Source organism: Clostridium sp. CM028 (genome assembly GCF_030585565.1).
Lineage (GTDB): Bacteria > Bacillota > Clostridia > Clostridiales > Clostridiaceae > Clostridium_AD > Clostridium_AD estertheticum_B.
Genome location: NZ_CP077766.1, coordinates 114,677 through 128,649, shown reverse-complemented (window position 1 = coordinate 128,649; position 13,973 = coordinate 114,677). Strand labels below are relative to the sequence as shown.

Here is a 13,973-nt window from a genome sequence, read left to right as displayed (position 1 = left end):
ACAAAATAATCAGATTTTATAAATATATTCAGTTTCTATAAATATAATCTGAAATTTTTCATCAATAATTTCTAATTTAAAATAATCATTTCTAGTTGTTCTATATTGGTCAACTGTTTTAATAATTAATTCATTTGTTTTTTTAGAGTAAATCGCCTTAGCTGTATCATACTCTATTATTTTATACTCTGGTATGTCGCCTGTAGAATCATTAAAAACCTTAGTTGTTCCATCTGTTTTCATTTTCTCCTTATTTTCATTAATATAAGTAAAAAATAAAGTCATTAAATATTCTTTGTCTCTTTGATAATTATCCTCTTTTAATATATGTTTTTTATTACTTGCAGAATACTCCACTTCTGACATTTGAATATCAAATATATACATCATGATAGTTAAGCAGATAATCCCTAACAAAATCGTATAAATCAATATAAACCCCTTTTTAGTTTGCATTTTCTATCGCTAAACACCTCTCAATACTTTGCCCGTTGTACCAAACCACTTTAATATAAAGAATTTCCCCGGATTTTATAGCCACAAATTCTTTCACATCATCAATAATTGTATTATTGCCCAAATTACTCGTTTTGTTAGAAGAAACAACAAGTTTCTCATTAAGCAGTTTTATATATTTAGGACTACTTCCTTTGTAATAATTTATCGTAATAATATTTCCAGATGTTTCTACTTCTCTGGCATTCTGATTCACTCCTTTTTCTATTATACATATGGCATCATTCAAGTAATTAAACCCCCTGTTTTGTAATATACTGCTTTTATAGCTTTTCACATAAGATATAAGCAAACTACCTACCACCCCTATCATTAGAAATGCCAATGCCATAACAACTACTATTTCTATAAGTGTAAATCCCTTTTTCTTCATTTATGGTCACCTTTATAGAAACTGCACTGTAATTCTGAAACATTGTTTAGCTTTCCAGAGTATAATGAAAGATTTAGCTTATAAACCTTCTTATCTGGACCTGAAAATGTTAATTCCATATATGGACTCGAAACAGGCCGCTGATTTGAAAACACATTCCTCACATCAGTTTCACTCTTATCAAAACTTAGATTTTCTTTGTTTACAAAAAATTTCTTATCTGTTTTTAACTGTTCTAATTCTTCATATGTCATAGAGTATATAATATTGTTTTTTAAACTTTCCATTAGAAGCACATTATTATTCATAGTTTTAATATCCTTTTTTATATTTAAAGAAGCTATTTCATAGGACATCATGCAAATGAAAATGATGGAGAATACTGCGAGGCTACACAATACCTCCACTAATGTAAATCCCCTTTTACTCAATAATTTTAATATATTCCGTACCTACTCTCACTGTAATTTTATGTTTCACTAAATTATTTTCCTTTAAGGTTATTGTGTACGCCTCCTTAATATAGCCCTCATTATCTATACCCATTTTACTTTGGTCCACATTTACATTATCTAATACTATCTTATTTGATAATGCTAGATTGTTTATCGGCACACCATCAGCATGTAACATCATTTGATTTCCTGGTATATCAAAAGTTATAACGGCACTACAAGAATTTTCTTTGCAATACATTTTTGAATTATTAATAAAACCTACTACAGCATTACAATAATAATCCGCATCTATTTTGTTTCTTATTGTTTTATAATACCTAACAGAAATAGCGCTACATCCACCAATTATACTCATAATCGATATAACTATTATCGTCTCAATTAATGTAAATCCACTCTTTTTCATCATTAAAATTTACCCGCAGAGTCCATAGCATTAAGCATAGGTAGCATAACCGCTAATATAATTGTGCCAATCATAATTCCTAAAAATATTATTAGAATTGGCTCTAATAGTACTGTGGCTTTCTCTACATTTTCCTGAGCATCTTCATAGAATATATCTGCAGCTGTTAAAAACATTTCATCTAAATTCCCCGTTTCTTCGCCTATTTTTATCATAGCCACAAAAAATTGTGGGAATAGGTTCATTGCATCTAATGAATTCGATAAACTTTCTCCTTTTTTTATATCATTAAAAACTGTTTTAAGCTTTAACTTAAAATATCTATCACCAATAACATCATCAATTATTTCAAACGCTTTAAGTAGCCCCACTCCACTGCTTAATAAAATATTAAGTCCTCTAGAAAACCTTGTATAAATAATCCTTTTATGCACCTGACCTACTATAGGACACATAAATTTAAATTTGTCAAAAATAACCTTTCCACTTTCAGTTTTAAGACATTCTATAAAAACAAAAATTAGAATTAAAAAAATTATTAAAATCCATAATGAATTGCTACGCACAAAATTACTGAATTCTAAAACAAGCCTAGTTATTAGTGGAATATCTGCATCAAGAGAATTTAAGTTTGATATAAATACTGGGATTATCTTTATAATCAAAAACAATGATACAACCATTAATGTTAGAAATACTGTGCAGGGATAAATCATAGAATTAGTAAACTTTTTTAAGAGCTTATACTCTTTTTCATAATACTTAGACAATTCCCCTAGAATTATATCCAGTTTTCCACTCTCTTCACCCAAATAAATCATATTTAACATAAACTCAGGGTATACATTTACAGTCTTCTTCATACTTACAAATAGTGAATTACCTTTTTGTACATTTTCTCTAATGCTAATAAGACTCTTTTTTATGGATTTATGAATCATTTGCTCGTAAAGCAAATTAAGAATATCACATATTGGTATACCCGATTTAATACATATTGAGAATTGCTTGCAAAATATAGATATCATTTTTAAATTAGGTTTACTTGAAATACTAGTTATTTTTTTTATCCGCTTACTTTTTATTAAAAATATTTCTTTTTCACGTAAGCTTAATGCTAGTTCGTAAGTACTGTCGCTTTCTGTACTGCCCTTTATTAAAGTTCCATTTGATGTTTTAGCTGTGTATTTATATCTCATATTATATTTCACCTATCACTTGTCATACTTGACTTGTTATTATTTTCAGCTACCTTATTTTAAATTGTAGCTATAAGTAGCATTTACAAATTCTTCTATTGAGGTTACACCATTAATCACTAGCTCTTTACAACTCTCCATAAACGAACTTGACTTTTTTTCATTGCAATATTTCCAAAGCTCATCACTTATTCCACTTTTTGCTATAATAGATTTATGATTACTATCTAATTTTAATAATTCATATATCACAGTTCTCCCTTTATATCCAGTCTCATTGCACTTATTACATCCTAAAGCACTATATGTTTTTTCTCCGCCCTTAAATCCTAAACGCTTAGATTGCTCATAAGTAATCTCATATTCAATTTTACAATAAGGGCATAATTTTCTTACTAATCTCTGAGCTACTACCACAACTAATGAATCTGCAACCAAATATGATGGAATACCCATATCTATCAGCCTAGATATTGAAGTATTTGCATTATTCGTGTGTAGCGTTGATAAAACTAAATGTCCCGTTATTGATGCCCTCACAGCTATTTGTGCTGTTTCTTCATCTCGTATTTCTCCAATCATTATTACATCTGGATCTTGCCTTAATACACTTCTGAGCCCATTTGAGAAAGTAAGACCCGCTTTATTATTTACATTTACTTGATTAATTCTAGGCATATTATATTCTATAGGATCCTCTATAGTAATAATATTTTTGCTTTTACTATTGATTTCATTTAGTAGCGCATATAATGTTGTTGATTTCCCGCTTCCTGTAGGTCCCGCTACCACTATCATTCCATGAGAAAGTTTTAATGTATCCCTTAAGATCATAACTTTATCGGGGCTAAATCCTAATGAGTCCAAATCAATGAATCTTTCCGCTTTGTATAAAACCCTTATAACTAGTTTTTCTCCATACATTGTTGGCAACGAGGACACTCTGAAATCGTAGTCTACTCCATCTATATTTTCAGTTATCTTGCCATCTAACGGGATTAACTTAGTGGCTATATCCATATTTGCCATTATTTTTACCCTTGTGCATAAGGATTTATATACATTACTAGGAATTTGGTTTATTTCATTTAGTATGCCATCTACTCTCATGCGAATTATAGTGAAATTCTTAAAAGGCTCCAGATGAATATCACTAGCTTCTTCATTTACAGCCTGTTTTAGTAAGGATTTTGTTATCCTTATAACAGGTGCGTTTTCAATAGAAAATGTTGAATTACCATCTTCATTTTTTTGCTTGGCTTCTAGCATATATTCTTGTTTCATTTCTTCAACTGCAACATCGACAATTTGTTTTCCATAACAATTTTCGATAGCATCCGAGATTTGGCTAGCTCGGGCAAAGAATATTTTAATCTTTTTATTCGTTATAAATTTTAGTTCATCAAGAACTTTTATTTCGAAGGGATTTGAAAAAGCCACATATACTTCATTGTTCTTATCATAAAAAGGTATTAAACAATATCTTTTTGCTATTTCTTTTGAAACTAGATTAAATGCTTTATTCCTTGTACAAATAGATTCTATATCAACATATGGTATGCTAAAATCATTCTCTACTATTGAAATAAGAGCATTTAAATCTATCTTTATGTCATACAGTATTATTTGTTCTTCACTACAATTTTTCTTAAGTGAAATCTCCTTTACCTCTTTATAACTCTCTGTGGTAATTAGGTTTTTGTCTAATAATAACTTTAGTAAATTTTTTTTCATGTTATTTTACCTTTCCTTAATGTGTAAAATTTATAAAGCGCATCATGTTTGTAATCATTGTCACTTTTGGAAATTATATTCACTTTTTAAAAAACAAATACAATAAAAAACAACTGCGCTATTAGTAAATAGACAGTTGTATGCAAATTAATTTAGAAAAAATTTTCCGTCGAATGTAATTTCTGCAGGCCCTTCCATTAGAACCTCTTCTTTAACAATCTCTATATTAAGTAATCCACCTGGAACCTGTACCGATACTTTTTTCTCTATATACCCTAATCTATTGGCTGCTACCACTGATGCACAACTACCCGTGCCACAGGCGAGAGTTGGCCCTGCACCTCTTTCCCAAGTTTTAACCTTTATCATGTTTTTAGCTACTATTTCACAAAAGTTTACATTTGTTTTTTCAGGAAATAAACCGTGATTCTCAATTAATTTCCCTTCCTCTACCTTATAATCTTCATGTTTCCCAAAAACAATAGTATGTGGTACACCCATAAGCAATGACGTAATATAGTACTCCTTATTGTTAATCTCTAACTTTTTATTAACTATTTCTCCCTTTTCTAAAGCTGGAATACTTTTAGTGTTAAAATTATATTTTCCCATATTTATAATTACACTTTCAGCAAATCCATCTTTAATGCGTATACTTGCGAGCTTTACACCATCACCAGTTTCAATTTTTATATTTTCGCCTTGCACATATTTTTTTTCCCAAATATATTTGGCAAAGCATCTTATGCCATTACCACACATAGACGCATATGAACCATCAGCATTAATAATTATCATTTGTATATCTGCTATATTACTTTTTCTAACCATTAAAATACCATCAGCACCTATTCCAAAATGCCTATCACAAAGTTTACTAGCTAACTGCTCTAAATTGTCATATTTGCCCTCAAAATCTTCAATAACAATAAAATCATTTCCCGTTCCTTGCATTTTTGTAAACTTTATAATTCCCATATAACTCCTCCTCTTTGCTATCCGCATACCATGACTTTTCAATAATTTTCTTTAATGGTATACTATTAATAATAATACATCTTAATAATAGTATATTATATAATATATTATTTACAAAGCATAAATATAAATTTATGCTGACTTAACTACATTTCAGAAGGAAAGGATGATATATATGGCATTAGATGGAATTTATTTATCTAGCCTCGTTGAGGAAATAAAAGATATAATCATAGATTGTAGAGTTGATAAAGTAACCCAACCAGAAAAAGATGAAATTATATTAAGTTTCAAAAAAAATAGAAAAGTCTATAAGTTATTAATAAGTTCAAGTTCCAATTATCCTAGAATTCATTTTACAGACTTTAATAAGCAAAACCCAATACAGGCGCCTAAATTTTGCATGGTTCTAAGAAAATATTTAAATACTGCCACAGTTTTAGATATAAGACAACTAAATTCAGATAGAATACTAGTTATTGACTTTAAAAGCAGCGATGAATTAGGCTTTGATAGTGTATACTCATTAATAGTTGAAATAATGGGCAGGCACAGTAATATTAGCCTAGTTCGTACCCGTGATAATTTAATTATGGATAGCATTAAGCATGTTAGTTCAGACGTCAACAGTTATCGTGTTTTATACACAGGTGTAGAATATATATACCCTCCCGCTTCCACAAAACTAGATCCTTTTAATTTTGAGTATGATGAATTCTATAAATATCTAATGGATAAAAACATACCATTCGCTGAAAAGTTTTTTACTGGTGCTTTTACAGGAATAAGCTCCAACTTATCATCAGAACTTGTTTATAGGTACTATGAGGAAAATATTGTTTTTGATTTAGATCACGCTAAAAACATTTATGATTTCACTATAAGCATCTTTAAAAACATGCATGATAATATTTTTTTAGCGGCCTATGCTATGAATGATAAACTAAAAGATTTCCATTGTATAAAACTTACTTCATTAAAAGATTGTGATTTTGAAGAATTTGAATCACCATCTATGTTAATAGAGACTTTTTATTTTAGAAAAGATAAACATGATAGATTAAATTCTAAAAGCTCAAACCTTCAAAAAATAGTTAATAACAATATTAATCGTTGTGATAAAAAAGTGAAAATACTAAACGCGACCTTAAATGACTGTAAAACTAAAGGCACCTATAAATTACATGGTGAACTCTTAACTGCAAATATACACTCCCTTAAAAAGGGTGACAAAGTTGCTAATCTTTTAAATTATTACAGTGAAGATGGTGAGTACATTAAAATAAAACTTGATGAAAACAAAACTCCATCGCAGAATGTTCAATACTATTATAAAAAATATAATAAATTTAAGATAGCAGAAGAAATGGGCCTAATTCAAATGACTCTCACTGAAAACGAGTTAAAATATCTTCATTCTGTACTCACCAACATACTAAATGTAGAAAATTATAATGGAATTGAAGATATTAAAAATGAATTAATAGAAACTGACTATATTACATTAAAAAAACACAGTAAAGGTAAAAATAAAAAGGCAAAGCCGACCAAACCTATGCACTTCATCTCAAGTGAAGGCATTGATATTTATGTTGGTAGAAATAATATTCAAAATGATTTTTTAACTTTAAAACTTGCCAACAAAAACGATATGTGGCTTCACACAAAGGATATACCTGGTTCTCATGTTATTATTAAAAACATTGGTGATATACCTGAAACCACCCTACTCGAGGCTGGAAACTTATCAGCATTTTATAGTAAATCCCAAAATTCCTCTAGTGTACCTGTTGATTATACCCAGGTGAGAAATGTAAAGAAACCTTCTGGTTCAAAACCTGGTATGGTTATTTACTCAACAAATAAAACTATGTATATAACCCCTATAGAAAGTACTTTAGAAAGAGTTGAATAAATAAATAAAGTATATATTACGCGTATTGCAATACGATTAATGCATTCGCTTCTCTAAGAACTACTAATTTTAGTTGTACTGAAAATCCAACCCCTTATATTGGTAAAACAGAATATATATCGTGGGGTTTTCTGCTTTTCTGACCTGAATATTTTTGTATCATAGTATCCTTTTATTTAAACTAAATTTTTATAAAATAACTTACTTTTAAAAAGGTTCCTATAATGTCCAGTGTAGGAACTTTTTTGAGCTCAGTTTACTATATCGATCTAAAATACTCAACAAAATGCTTTTAATATACCTAGGTTCACTTTCCAAAATAAAAACCGGAACTTCTAATTTAAAGATTGCTTTAGCTATTACCATATTTAGAAATTGAGTTTTCAGTACAGGACAGTCATGTTTTTCATCTCCCTATTGAGGATTAGTTTGTAACTGTGCTTGTATAGGTAAATTTTCTTTTAGAATAGTAATAACTTTATCGTAATCACTCTTTTTAAAATGAAATGTCTGCTCCATAAACTCACCTGCTAACTTAACCTTTATATCCTTTGAACTAATTACCATAACTTTTTCAATTTCATTCCATGAAATACTCTCTTTACATCTATTCATTGATATGAAGCCTTTTGAGTTAATTCCTTCTTTAATCCACATGCTTACAAACATAAAAATAGCTAGTACCCCTGTTACATAATGAACCCAGGTATTAGCATAAAAATATATAATACCAATGAAAATAATCACACCAAATAATACAGTAATAATTTCTACATACCCTTTTCTTGTTGGCACCATTAATGCTTTCATATCTCTTAACTGTTTTAAAATAATCACAATAAAAAATAATGGAATAATAATATTAATAATACTCATAAAAACTCTCTCCTTCGCAAATAATTTTAGTTGTTAATACTTGATATATTTTTTTATTTAAGTCTAATACCATAAAATAACTTTTTATGGTGTGTTTTGTTCCGTATTCAACATTAAATCATCGTTAAATCCAGCATTTTTTTGAAATTATATAACTACTTTTCTGATCCATTCAACGAACTTTAAGTCAAAAGATAAGACAAGTGATATATGTATATATCACTTGTCTTATCTTCATTTAGAAATTCTTCTTTTGCTAATATAAAATTCTCGTGAACCTGACAATAAATGGAGTGCGAACGTCAGAAAATTTTATATTCGCAAAAGATTAGAATTTATTGATTGAATTTCACGTTTTGAGTCTTATTTCAAGGCACGTAGGAGAATTTCCATACGGCTACACTCTTAGTCTTCCTTTTTTTTCCTAGGTATCTCTTTTATATATTGATAATAATAACATAGTAATCTTCCATTATATAATTTCCTATTTTTATCTGCTTTCTTTCCAAAGTCCCTCTGAAACTCACGGTTAGCTGTTATAACAAAGCAAGACCATTCATTTAAGCTTGAATACATTTCTCCAAGATCAACATGCAGTCTTTTTACTTCTTCTGCTTCACCTAATCTTTCTCCATATGGTGGGTTTGTTATTATAACTCCATATTTCTGCCTAGACGCAAAACTTTGCATTGGTATTTTTTGAAATTTTATAAAATCCTTGACTCCTGCTTTCTCTGCATTGTCAATTGCTGTCTTTAATAGTCTTCCATCAATATCAGAAGCTAGTATTTCAACTTCATTAGGACTTACAGTTTTTCTTGCACCTTCCCTAACTTGCGTCCAAATATCACTCTCTATATTAGGCCAAGTTTCACTTGCAAATTTTCTATTTATCCCTGGGGCAATATTTTTAGCTATAAGAGCTGCTTCTATTGCAATTGTTCCCGAACCACAAAGCGGGTCAGCTAAAACTCTTGAGCTATCCCATTTACTTATTAACACAAGGGCTGCAGCTAAAGTTTCTTTTAGTGGTGCGTCACCAGCATATTCTCTATATCCTCTCTTATGTAATCCCGCACCCGAAGTATCTACTGATAAAGTTACTACGTCTCTTAAGATTGCAACCTCTATCTTATACTCAGGTCCTTCTTCTGAAAACCACTCTTTATCATATTTTTTCTTCATAGACTCAACTACCGCTTTTTTTACTATGCCTTGACAATCTGGCACACTGTGGAGTTGTGATTTTACAGATTTGCCTACGATATGCATATTGCCGTCTTCTGGTATTAGATTACCCCAATCGACTGCGAGTGTTCCTTGAAATAAGTCTTCAAAAGACAATGCCTTAAATTCAGCCATCTTTATAAAAAGTCTTTCTGCTGTTCTTAGCCAAGTATTGCATATAGCAATATCCATTTCATCCCCTTCAAAGGTTACCCTTCCATTTTCAACCTTTAAATCTTCGTATCCAAGTGCCTTTAGTTCCTTTGCTGTAACCGCTTCTATTCCAAAAGTAGTAGTGGCAATTAAAGTATACATCATATATTATCTCTCCCATTTCTTCTTACGTTATTTCTCGTATCTCTCTTATATTATAATATCTCTATTTGTTAGTATTGTCTAGAATTTTTAAATTAAGCACATTGAAATAAAAGTGCCTGAACTAATCTGGCACTTTTGTTTGAAACCCCTATTTATCATCACCTGCGGTGCTGCACAGCTTCGCAGAAGATGAATTGACGGCTTCAGAAGGAGATTTACCCCTTTGTAACCCTCTGGAGTAGATACCAATTCTCAATTGTTATCCCCCACTGAAATTTTATTTTTGCTAGAGTAATTAACTCCCACTTATAGAAGTGGGATACCTTCCCTTTGAAATGTCATTAATTATCTCCTGACTTACTATTTTCAGGTAAAACTAAGTTCAATATTATACCCACTAAAGTTGCTAAAGCCACTCCTGCAATTTCTACCTCTGCCCCTGCTAATGGAACCTTAATACCGCCTCCGCCAATACCTAAAACTATTATCACTGAAGCAATAATCAGATTTCTCTTTTTACTAAAATCGACTTTATCTTCTACAAAAATTCTAAAACCAGAGGATGCAATTATTCCAAATAACATTACACTAACTCCCCCAATTACAGGTAGTGGAATATTTCCTATTACCGCAGATACTGGTCCTATGAATGATAATATAATTGCGATGATAGCGGCTCCTCCAATTACCCAAACACTATAAACCTTTGTGATTGCCATAACTCCTATGTTTTCACCATAAGTCGTATTAGGAGGACCACCTACAAACCCAGCAAACATGGTAGCAACACCGTCTCCAAGGATTGATCTATGAAGCCCCGGATCTTTTGCGAAGTCTTTTCCGCAAACATTACTTGTAACATATACATGACCGATATGTTCAGCGAGTGTTACGAAAGATACTGGGGCAATAAGCATAATAGCATTTATGTTAAAGGAAGGCATAACAAAACTTGGTAATGTAATAAATTTAGCAGACCATATTTCCTTTAAAACTTCACTCGGAATTACTCCTAAAAATACAGAAAGTGTATATCCTACTACCATTGCAATCAAAATTGGTACTACCCCGAAAAATCCTTTAAAATACATAGTACCCATTATTGCTATGACAAGTGTTGCCATTGATATAAATACCCATGTACCTCTAGATACACCTTCAAGTGCTGGGGTTGTAAATGATGCATTAAGACCCGACCAATCTATTGCTACGCTAGCTAAGCTAAGTCCTATTACAATTACAACGGAACCTACCACAACTGGGGGCAGTACTCTATCTAGCCATTTGGTTCCTGCAAGTTTAATAATTAAAGCTACAATTACATATACAAACCCTGCTGCAATAATGCCCGACAACATAGAACTTTGTCCATATAACTTTGTTGCAACTGACATCGGTCCTATAAATGCAAAAGATGATCCTACATATGCTGGAAGCCTAGCTTTTGTACATAAAATATACAATAGTGTTCCCACACCACTGCAAAATAGCGCAATTGATGGGCTAAGACCTGTTAACATTGGTACAAGTATAGTCGCACCCACCATAGCAAATAAGTGTTGGCAACTTAATGGGATAGTCTTTATTAAAGGTAATTTTTCATCAACATCTACAAATTTTTTCATTTTGTTCCCCCTTTTAGTCTCGCTAGACTATATTAAACGATTATTTATCTTCTTCGAAGCTATTTATCTTCTTCGAAGCTATTTATCTTCTTCGAAGCTATTTATCTTCTTCGAAGCTATTTATCTTCTTCGAAGCTATTTATCTTCTTCGAAGCTACAGTTCAAATATGCTTACTGAATCTTTCCCATCAGTTTCTAAAAGTTCAACAGAAATAATTTCTTTACCTGAAGTAGGTATATTTTTTCCTACATAATCTGCCCTAATAGGTAGTTCTCTATGTCCTCTATCTACTAAAACAGCTAATTGTATCATTTGAGGTCTACCTTTATCTATTATGGCATCAATAGCAGCTCTTGCAGTTCTTCCAGTATACAGAACATCATCTACTAAAATGATTTTTTTACCTATTACATCTATTTCCAAGTCTACATTATTTAATACTGGCTGATTGTCTATTGATGTAAGATCGTCTCTATATAAAGTAATGTCGACACTGCTTACTGGAATTTTAATTTCCTCAAACTGTTCTATTAAAAGGGCAATTCTTTCTGCAATTGGTACTCCTCGTCTTTTAATTCCTACAAGCATAATGTTTTCTGTTCCTTTGTTTTTTTCAATAATTTCATGTGCTACTCTTGTCAATGTTCTTTTTATGGCTTTTTCATCTAACAGCACTGATTTAAATTCCATAACCTAGCCTCCTACTTAATAGTATTATTTCTTTTAATGAGCTTAATATAAAAAAGCCTTCACCAAAAGGTAAAGGCATACTATACTTAAATAATAGTATTACTATCTTTATCCTTATGATCTCTCTGGAACATTTAAAGGGATAAATATTATATTAATAACACAATACACCTGACATGTGGTATTGTATTTCCACCATAATATCACATGTTATGCGCTATTTCAACTATTTTTCAACTTAGTAATCAGTTTTTCAAAATAACTTGGAAGGGGTGAAATAAATTCCATGTATTCATTAGTACTTGGGTGTATAAATCCAAGTTTTTTCGCATGAAGAGCTTGCCCTTTTAAATTAAAGCTCTGCTTTTTATAACCATATATCAAATCGCCAACTAAAGGATGTCCTATCCTTGCCATATGTACTCTTATTTGATGAGTTCGCCCTGTCTCTAAGTTACATTCTACTAATGTATTACTATCAAATCTTTCTATTACTTTAAAATGGGTAACAGCCTTCTTACCACTTTCAACTACTGCCATTTTTATCCTATCTTTAGGGTGTCTTCCGATCGGTTCATCTATTGTGCCTACATCACTTTTAATTATACCTTCTACAAGAGCTAAATAACTTCTTGTCATTGAATGATCTTTAAGCTGTGCGGCAAGAGAATTATGGGCGTTATCATTTTTAGCTACCACTAATGCTCCAGATGTGTCCTTATCAATCCTATGAACTATCCCTGGTCTAAGCACACCATTGATGCCTGATAGATCTGTGCAATGATTTAAGAGTGCATTAACCAAGGTACCACTATAATTGCCTGGTGCAGGGTGAACAACCATATCCTGTGGTTTATTAATCACAATTACGTCACTATCTTCATATAAAACGTCCAAGTGTATTTCTTCGGCTTTTACGTCTAACTCTACGGGATCTGGAATACCTAATGTAATTAATTCATCTAGTTTTAATTTATAATTACTTTTTCTGCATTTTTCATTAACAGCCGCATTTTCACCTTCAATTATTCCTTGAATATACGCTCTAGATTTATTTTCAAACTTACTAGAAACAAAAACATCTAATCTTGTACCAACTGAACTTTCATCAACTTTAAACTCATATCTGTCCATTTATACCTCTTCCTTTACTATAGAAATTGCCAAAATCGCGGTTCCCACAACTACTAACATATCAGCTATGTTAAATGTTGGGAAGTAATATACCTCTTTATAATGAATTAAAATAAAGTCTACTACATATTTATAAAATACCCTATCATATAAATTTCCTAGTGCTCCACTTATAATAAAAGCAAAGCTTATCCTTAAAAATTTCGATTTTGGCTTGTACTTAATAATATAATATATCATACCTGATATAATAAGTAACGTGACTAAAGCTAACAATATCAATTTATTTTGCAAAATCCCAAAAGCCGCTCCTCTATTCTCTAAATATTCAAATTTAAAAAAGTCTTTAATTAATACAACTCCATTTTTTTCTCTCAAAGAACTTAGTGCCCAAACTTTGGCTAATCTGTCCAATATAAGCCCTAAGAAAATAATTAATGCCTCCATACCCTTCCTCCTATTTAATATAAAAAAGAAAAGTACATATTGCTACAAATGTAGTTTTAAACTAAAATTTCTTTGC

14 protein-coding genes are annotated in these 13,973 nt (G+C 30.9%); 1 reads left to right on the top strand and 13 read right to left on the bottom strand.

Annotated features, from left to right (window positions below):
• Positions 1-9 precede the first annotated feature (9 nt).
• The 7 genes from KTC94_RS00595 to dapF form a co-directional block, all read right to left on the bottom strand.
• Entirely contained in the window at positions 10-432 is a 423-nt protein-coding gene (locus KTC94_RS00595) for a hypothetical protein (protein ID WP_220285926.1), read from the bottom strand.
• A 13-nt stretch (positions 433-445) separates the two neighbouring features.
• Entirely contained in the window at positions 446-889 is a 444-nt protein-coding gene (locus KTC94_RS00590; protein ID WP_216302495.1) for a type II secretion system protein, read from the bottom strand.
• Positions 886-1,320: a prepilin-type N-terminal cleavage/methylation domain-containing protein gene (locus KTC94_RS00585; RefSeq protein ID WP_253198133.1), complete on the bottom strand. Its 435-nt coding sequence runs from the start codon at positions 1,318-1,320 to the stop codon at positions 886-888. The genes KTC94_RS00590 and KTC94_RS00585 overlap by 4 nt, the downstream gene beginning before the upstream one ends.
• The gene (locus KTC94_RS00580) at positions 1,313-1,756 is read right to left on the bottom strand and encodes a prepilin-type N-terminal cleavage/methylation domain-containing protein (protein ID WP_216302493.1); all 444 of its coding nucleotides are present in this window, start codon (positions 1,754-1,756) and stop codon (positions 1,313-1,315) included. The genes KTC94_RS00585 and KTC94_RS00580 overlap by 8 nt, the downstream gene beginning before the upstream one ends.
• The gene (locus tag KTC94_RS00575) at positions 1,756-2,952 is read right to left on the bottom strand and encodes a type II secretion system F family protein (protein WP_220319492.1); all 1,197 of its coding nucleotides are present in this window, start codon (positions 2,950-2,952) and stop codon (positions 1,756-1,758) included. Before KTC94_RS00575 ends, KTC94_RS00580 begins: the two co-directional genes overlap by 1 nt.
• Before the next feature lie 54 nt (positions 2,953-3,006).
• Positions 3,007-4,686 carry a GspE/PulE family protein gene (locus KTC94_RS00570; protein WP_216302491.1) on the bottom strand — a complete coding sequence of 560 codons (1,680 nt, stop codon included), beginning with the start codon at positions 4,684-4,686 and terminating at the stop codon, positions 3,007-3,009.
• 147 nt (positions 4,687-4,833) lie between these two features.
• Complete coding sequence (dapF, locus tag KTC94_RS00565) at positions 4,834-5,655, bottom strand: diaminopimelate epimerase (protein WP_216302555.1); 822 nt, start codon at positions 5,653-5,655, stop codon at positions 4,834-4,836.
• A gap of 184 nt (positions 5,656-5,839) precedes the next feature.
• Between dapF and KTC94_RS00560 the strand changes: the two genes are divergently transcribed.
• Positions 5,840-7,579: an NFACT family protein gene (locus tag KTC94_RS00560; RefSeq protein ID WP_216302490.1), complete on the top strand. Its 1,740-nt coding sequence runs from the start codon at positions 5,840-5,842 to the stop codon at positions 7,577-7,579.
• Positions 7,580-7,993: 414 nt separating this feature from the next.
• Here the strand turns inward: KTC94_RS00560 and KTC94_RS00555 are convergent, their stop codons facing one another.
• The 6 genes from KTC94_RS00555 to lspA form a co-directional block, all read right to left on the bottom strand.
• Positions 7,994-8,455 (bottom strand): hypothetical protein, encoded by a 462-nt coding sequence (locus tag KTC94_RS00555; protein ID WP_216302489.1) that lies wholly within the window; start codon positions 8,453-8,455, stop codon positions 7,994-7,996.
• A gap of 405 nt (positions 8,456-8,860) precedes the next feature.
• Positions 8,861-10,000 carry a class I SAM-dependent RNA methyltransferase gene (locus tag KTC94_RS00550; protein ID WP_220319491.1) on the bottom strand — a complete coding sequence of 380 codons (1,140 nt, stop codon included), beginning with the start codon at positions 9,998-10,000 and terminating at the stop codon, positions 8,861-8,863.
• A gap of 341 nt (positions 10,001-10,341) precedes the next feature.
• Positions 10,342-11,625 carry a uracil permease gene (gene uraA, locus KTC94_RS00545; protein WP_220319490.1) on the bottom strand — a complete coding sequence of 428 codons (1,284 nt, stop codon included), beginning with the start codon at positions 11,623-11,625 and terminating at the stop codon, positions 10,342-10,344.
• A gap of 154 nt (positions 11,626-11,779) precedes the next feature.
• Positions 11,780-12,316, bottom strand: a complete 537-nt coding sequence (pyrR, locus tag KTC94_RS00540; protein ID WP_216302486.1) for a bifunctional pyr operon transcriptional regulator/uracil phosphoribosyltransferase PyrR — start codon at positions 12,314-12,316, stop codon at positions 11,780-11,782.
• Between the two features lie 222 nt (positions 12,317-12,538).
• The gene (locus KTC94_RS00535) at positions 12,539-13,450 is read right to left on the bottom strand and encodes an RluA family pseudouridine synthase (protein ID WP_216302485.1); all 912 of its coding nucleotides are present in this window, start codon (positions 13,448-13,450) and stop codon (positions 12,539-12,541) included.
• The gene (gene lspA, locus KTC94_RS00530; protein ID WP_216302484.1) at positions 13,451-13,897 is read right to left on the bottom strand and encodes a signal peptidase II; all 447 of its coding nucleotides are present in this window, start codon (positions 13,895-13,897) and stop codon (positions 13,451-13,453) included.
• Positions 13,898-13,973 lie beyond the last annotated feature (76 nt).

Coding starts and splice junctions, on each gene's coding strand:
- KTC94_RS00590 (WP_216302495.1), bottom strand. CDS start 889: ATGAAGAAAAAGGGATTTACACTTATAGAAATAGTAGTTGTTATGGCA.
- lspA (WP_216302484.1), bottom strand. CDS start 13,897: ATGGAGGCATTAATTATTTTCTTAGGGCTTATATTGGACAGATTAGCC.
- KTC94_RS00550 (WP_220319491.1), bottom strand. CDS start 10,000: ATGATGTATACTTTAATTGCCACTACTACTTTTGGAATAGAAGCGGTT.
- KTC94_RS00570 (WP_216302491.1), bottom strand. CDS start 4,686: ATGAAAAAAAATTTACTAAAGTTATTATTAGACAAAAACCTAATTACC.
- KTC94_RS00555 (WP_216302489.1), bottom strand. CDS start 8,455: ATGAGTATTATTAATATTATTATTCCATTATTTTTTATTGTGATTATT.
- KTC94_RS00560 (WP_216302490.1), top strand. CDS start 5,840: ATGGCATTAGATGGAATTTATTTATCTAGCCTCGTTGAGGAAATAAAA.
- pyrR (WP_216302486.1), bottom strand. CDS start 12,316: ATGGAATTTAAATCAGTGCTGTTAGATGAAAAAGCCATAAAAAGAACA.
- KTC94_RS00575 (WP_220319492.1), bottom strand. CDS start 2,952: ATGAGATATAAATACACAGCTAAAACATCAAATGGAACTTTAATAAAG.
- KTC94_RS00535 (WP_216302485.1), bottom strand. CDS start 13,450: ATGGACAGATATGAGTTTAAAGTTGATGAAAGTTCAGTTGGTACAAGA.
- uraA (WP_220319490.1), bottom strand. CDS start 11,625: ATGAAAAAATTTGTAGATGTTGATGAAAAATTACCTTTAATAAAGACT.
- KTC94_RS00580 (WP_216302493.1), bottom strand. CDS start 1,756: ATGATGAAAAAGAGTGGATTTACATTAATTGAGACGATAATAGTTATA.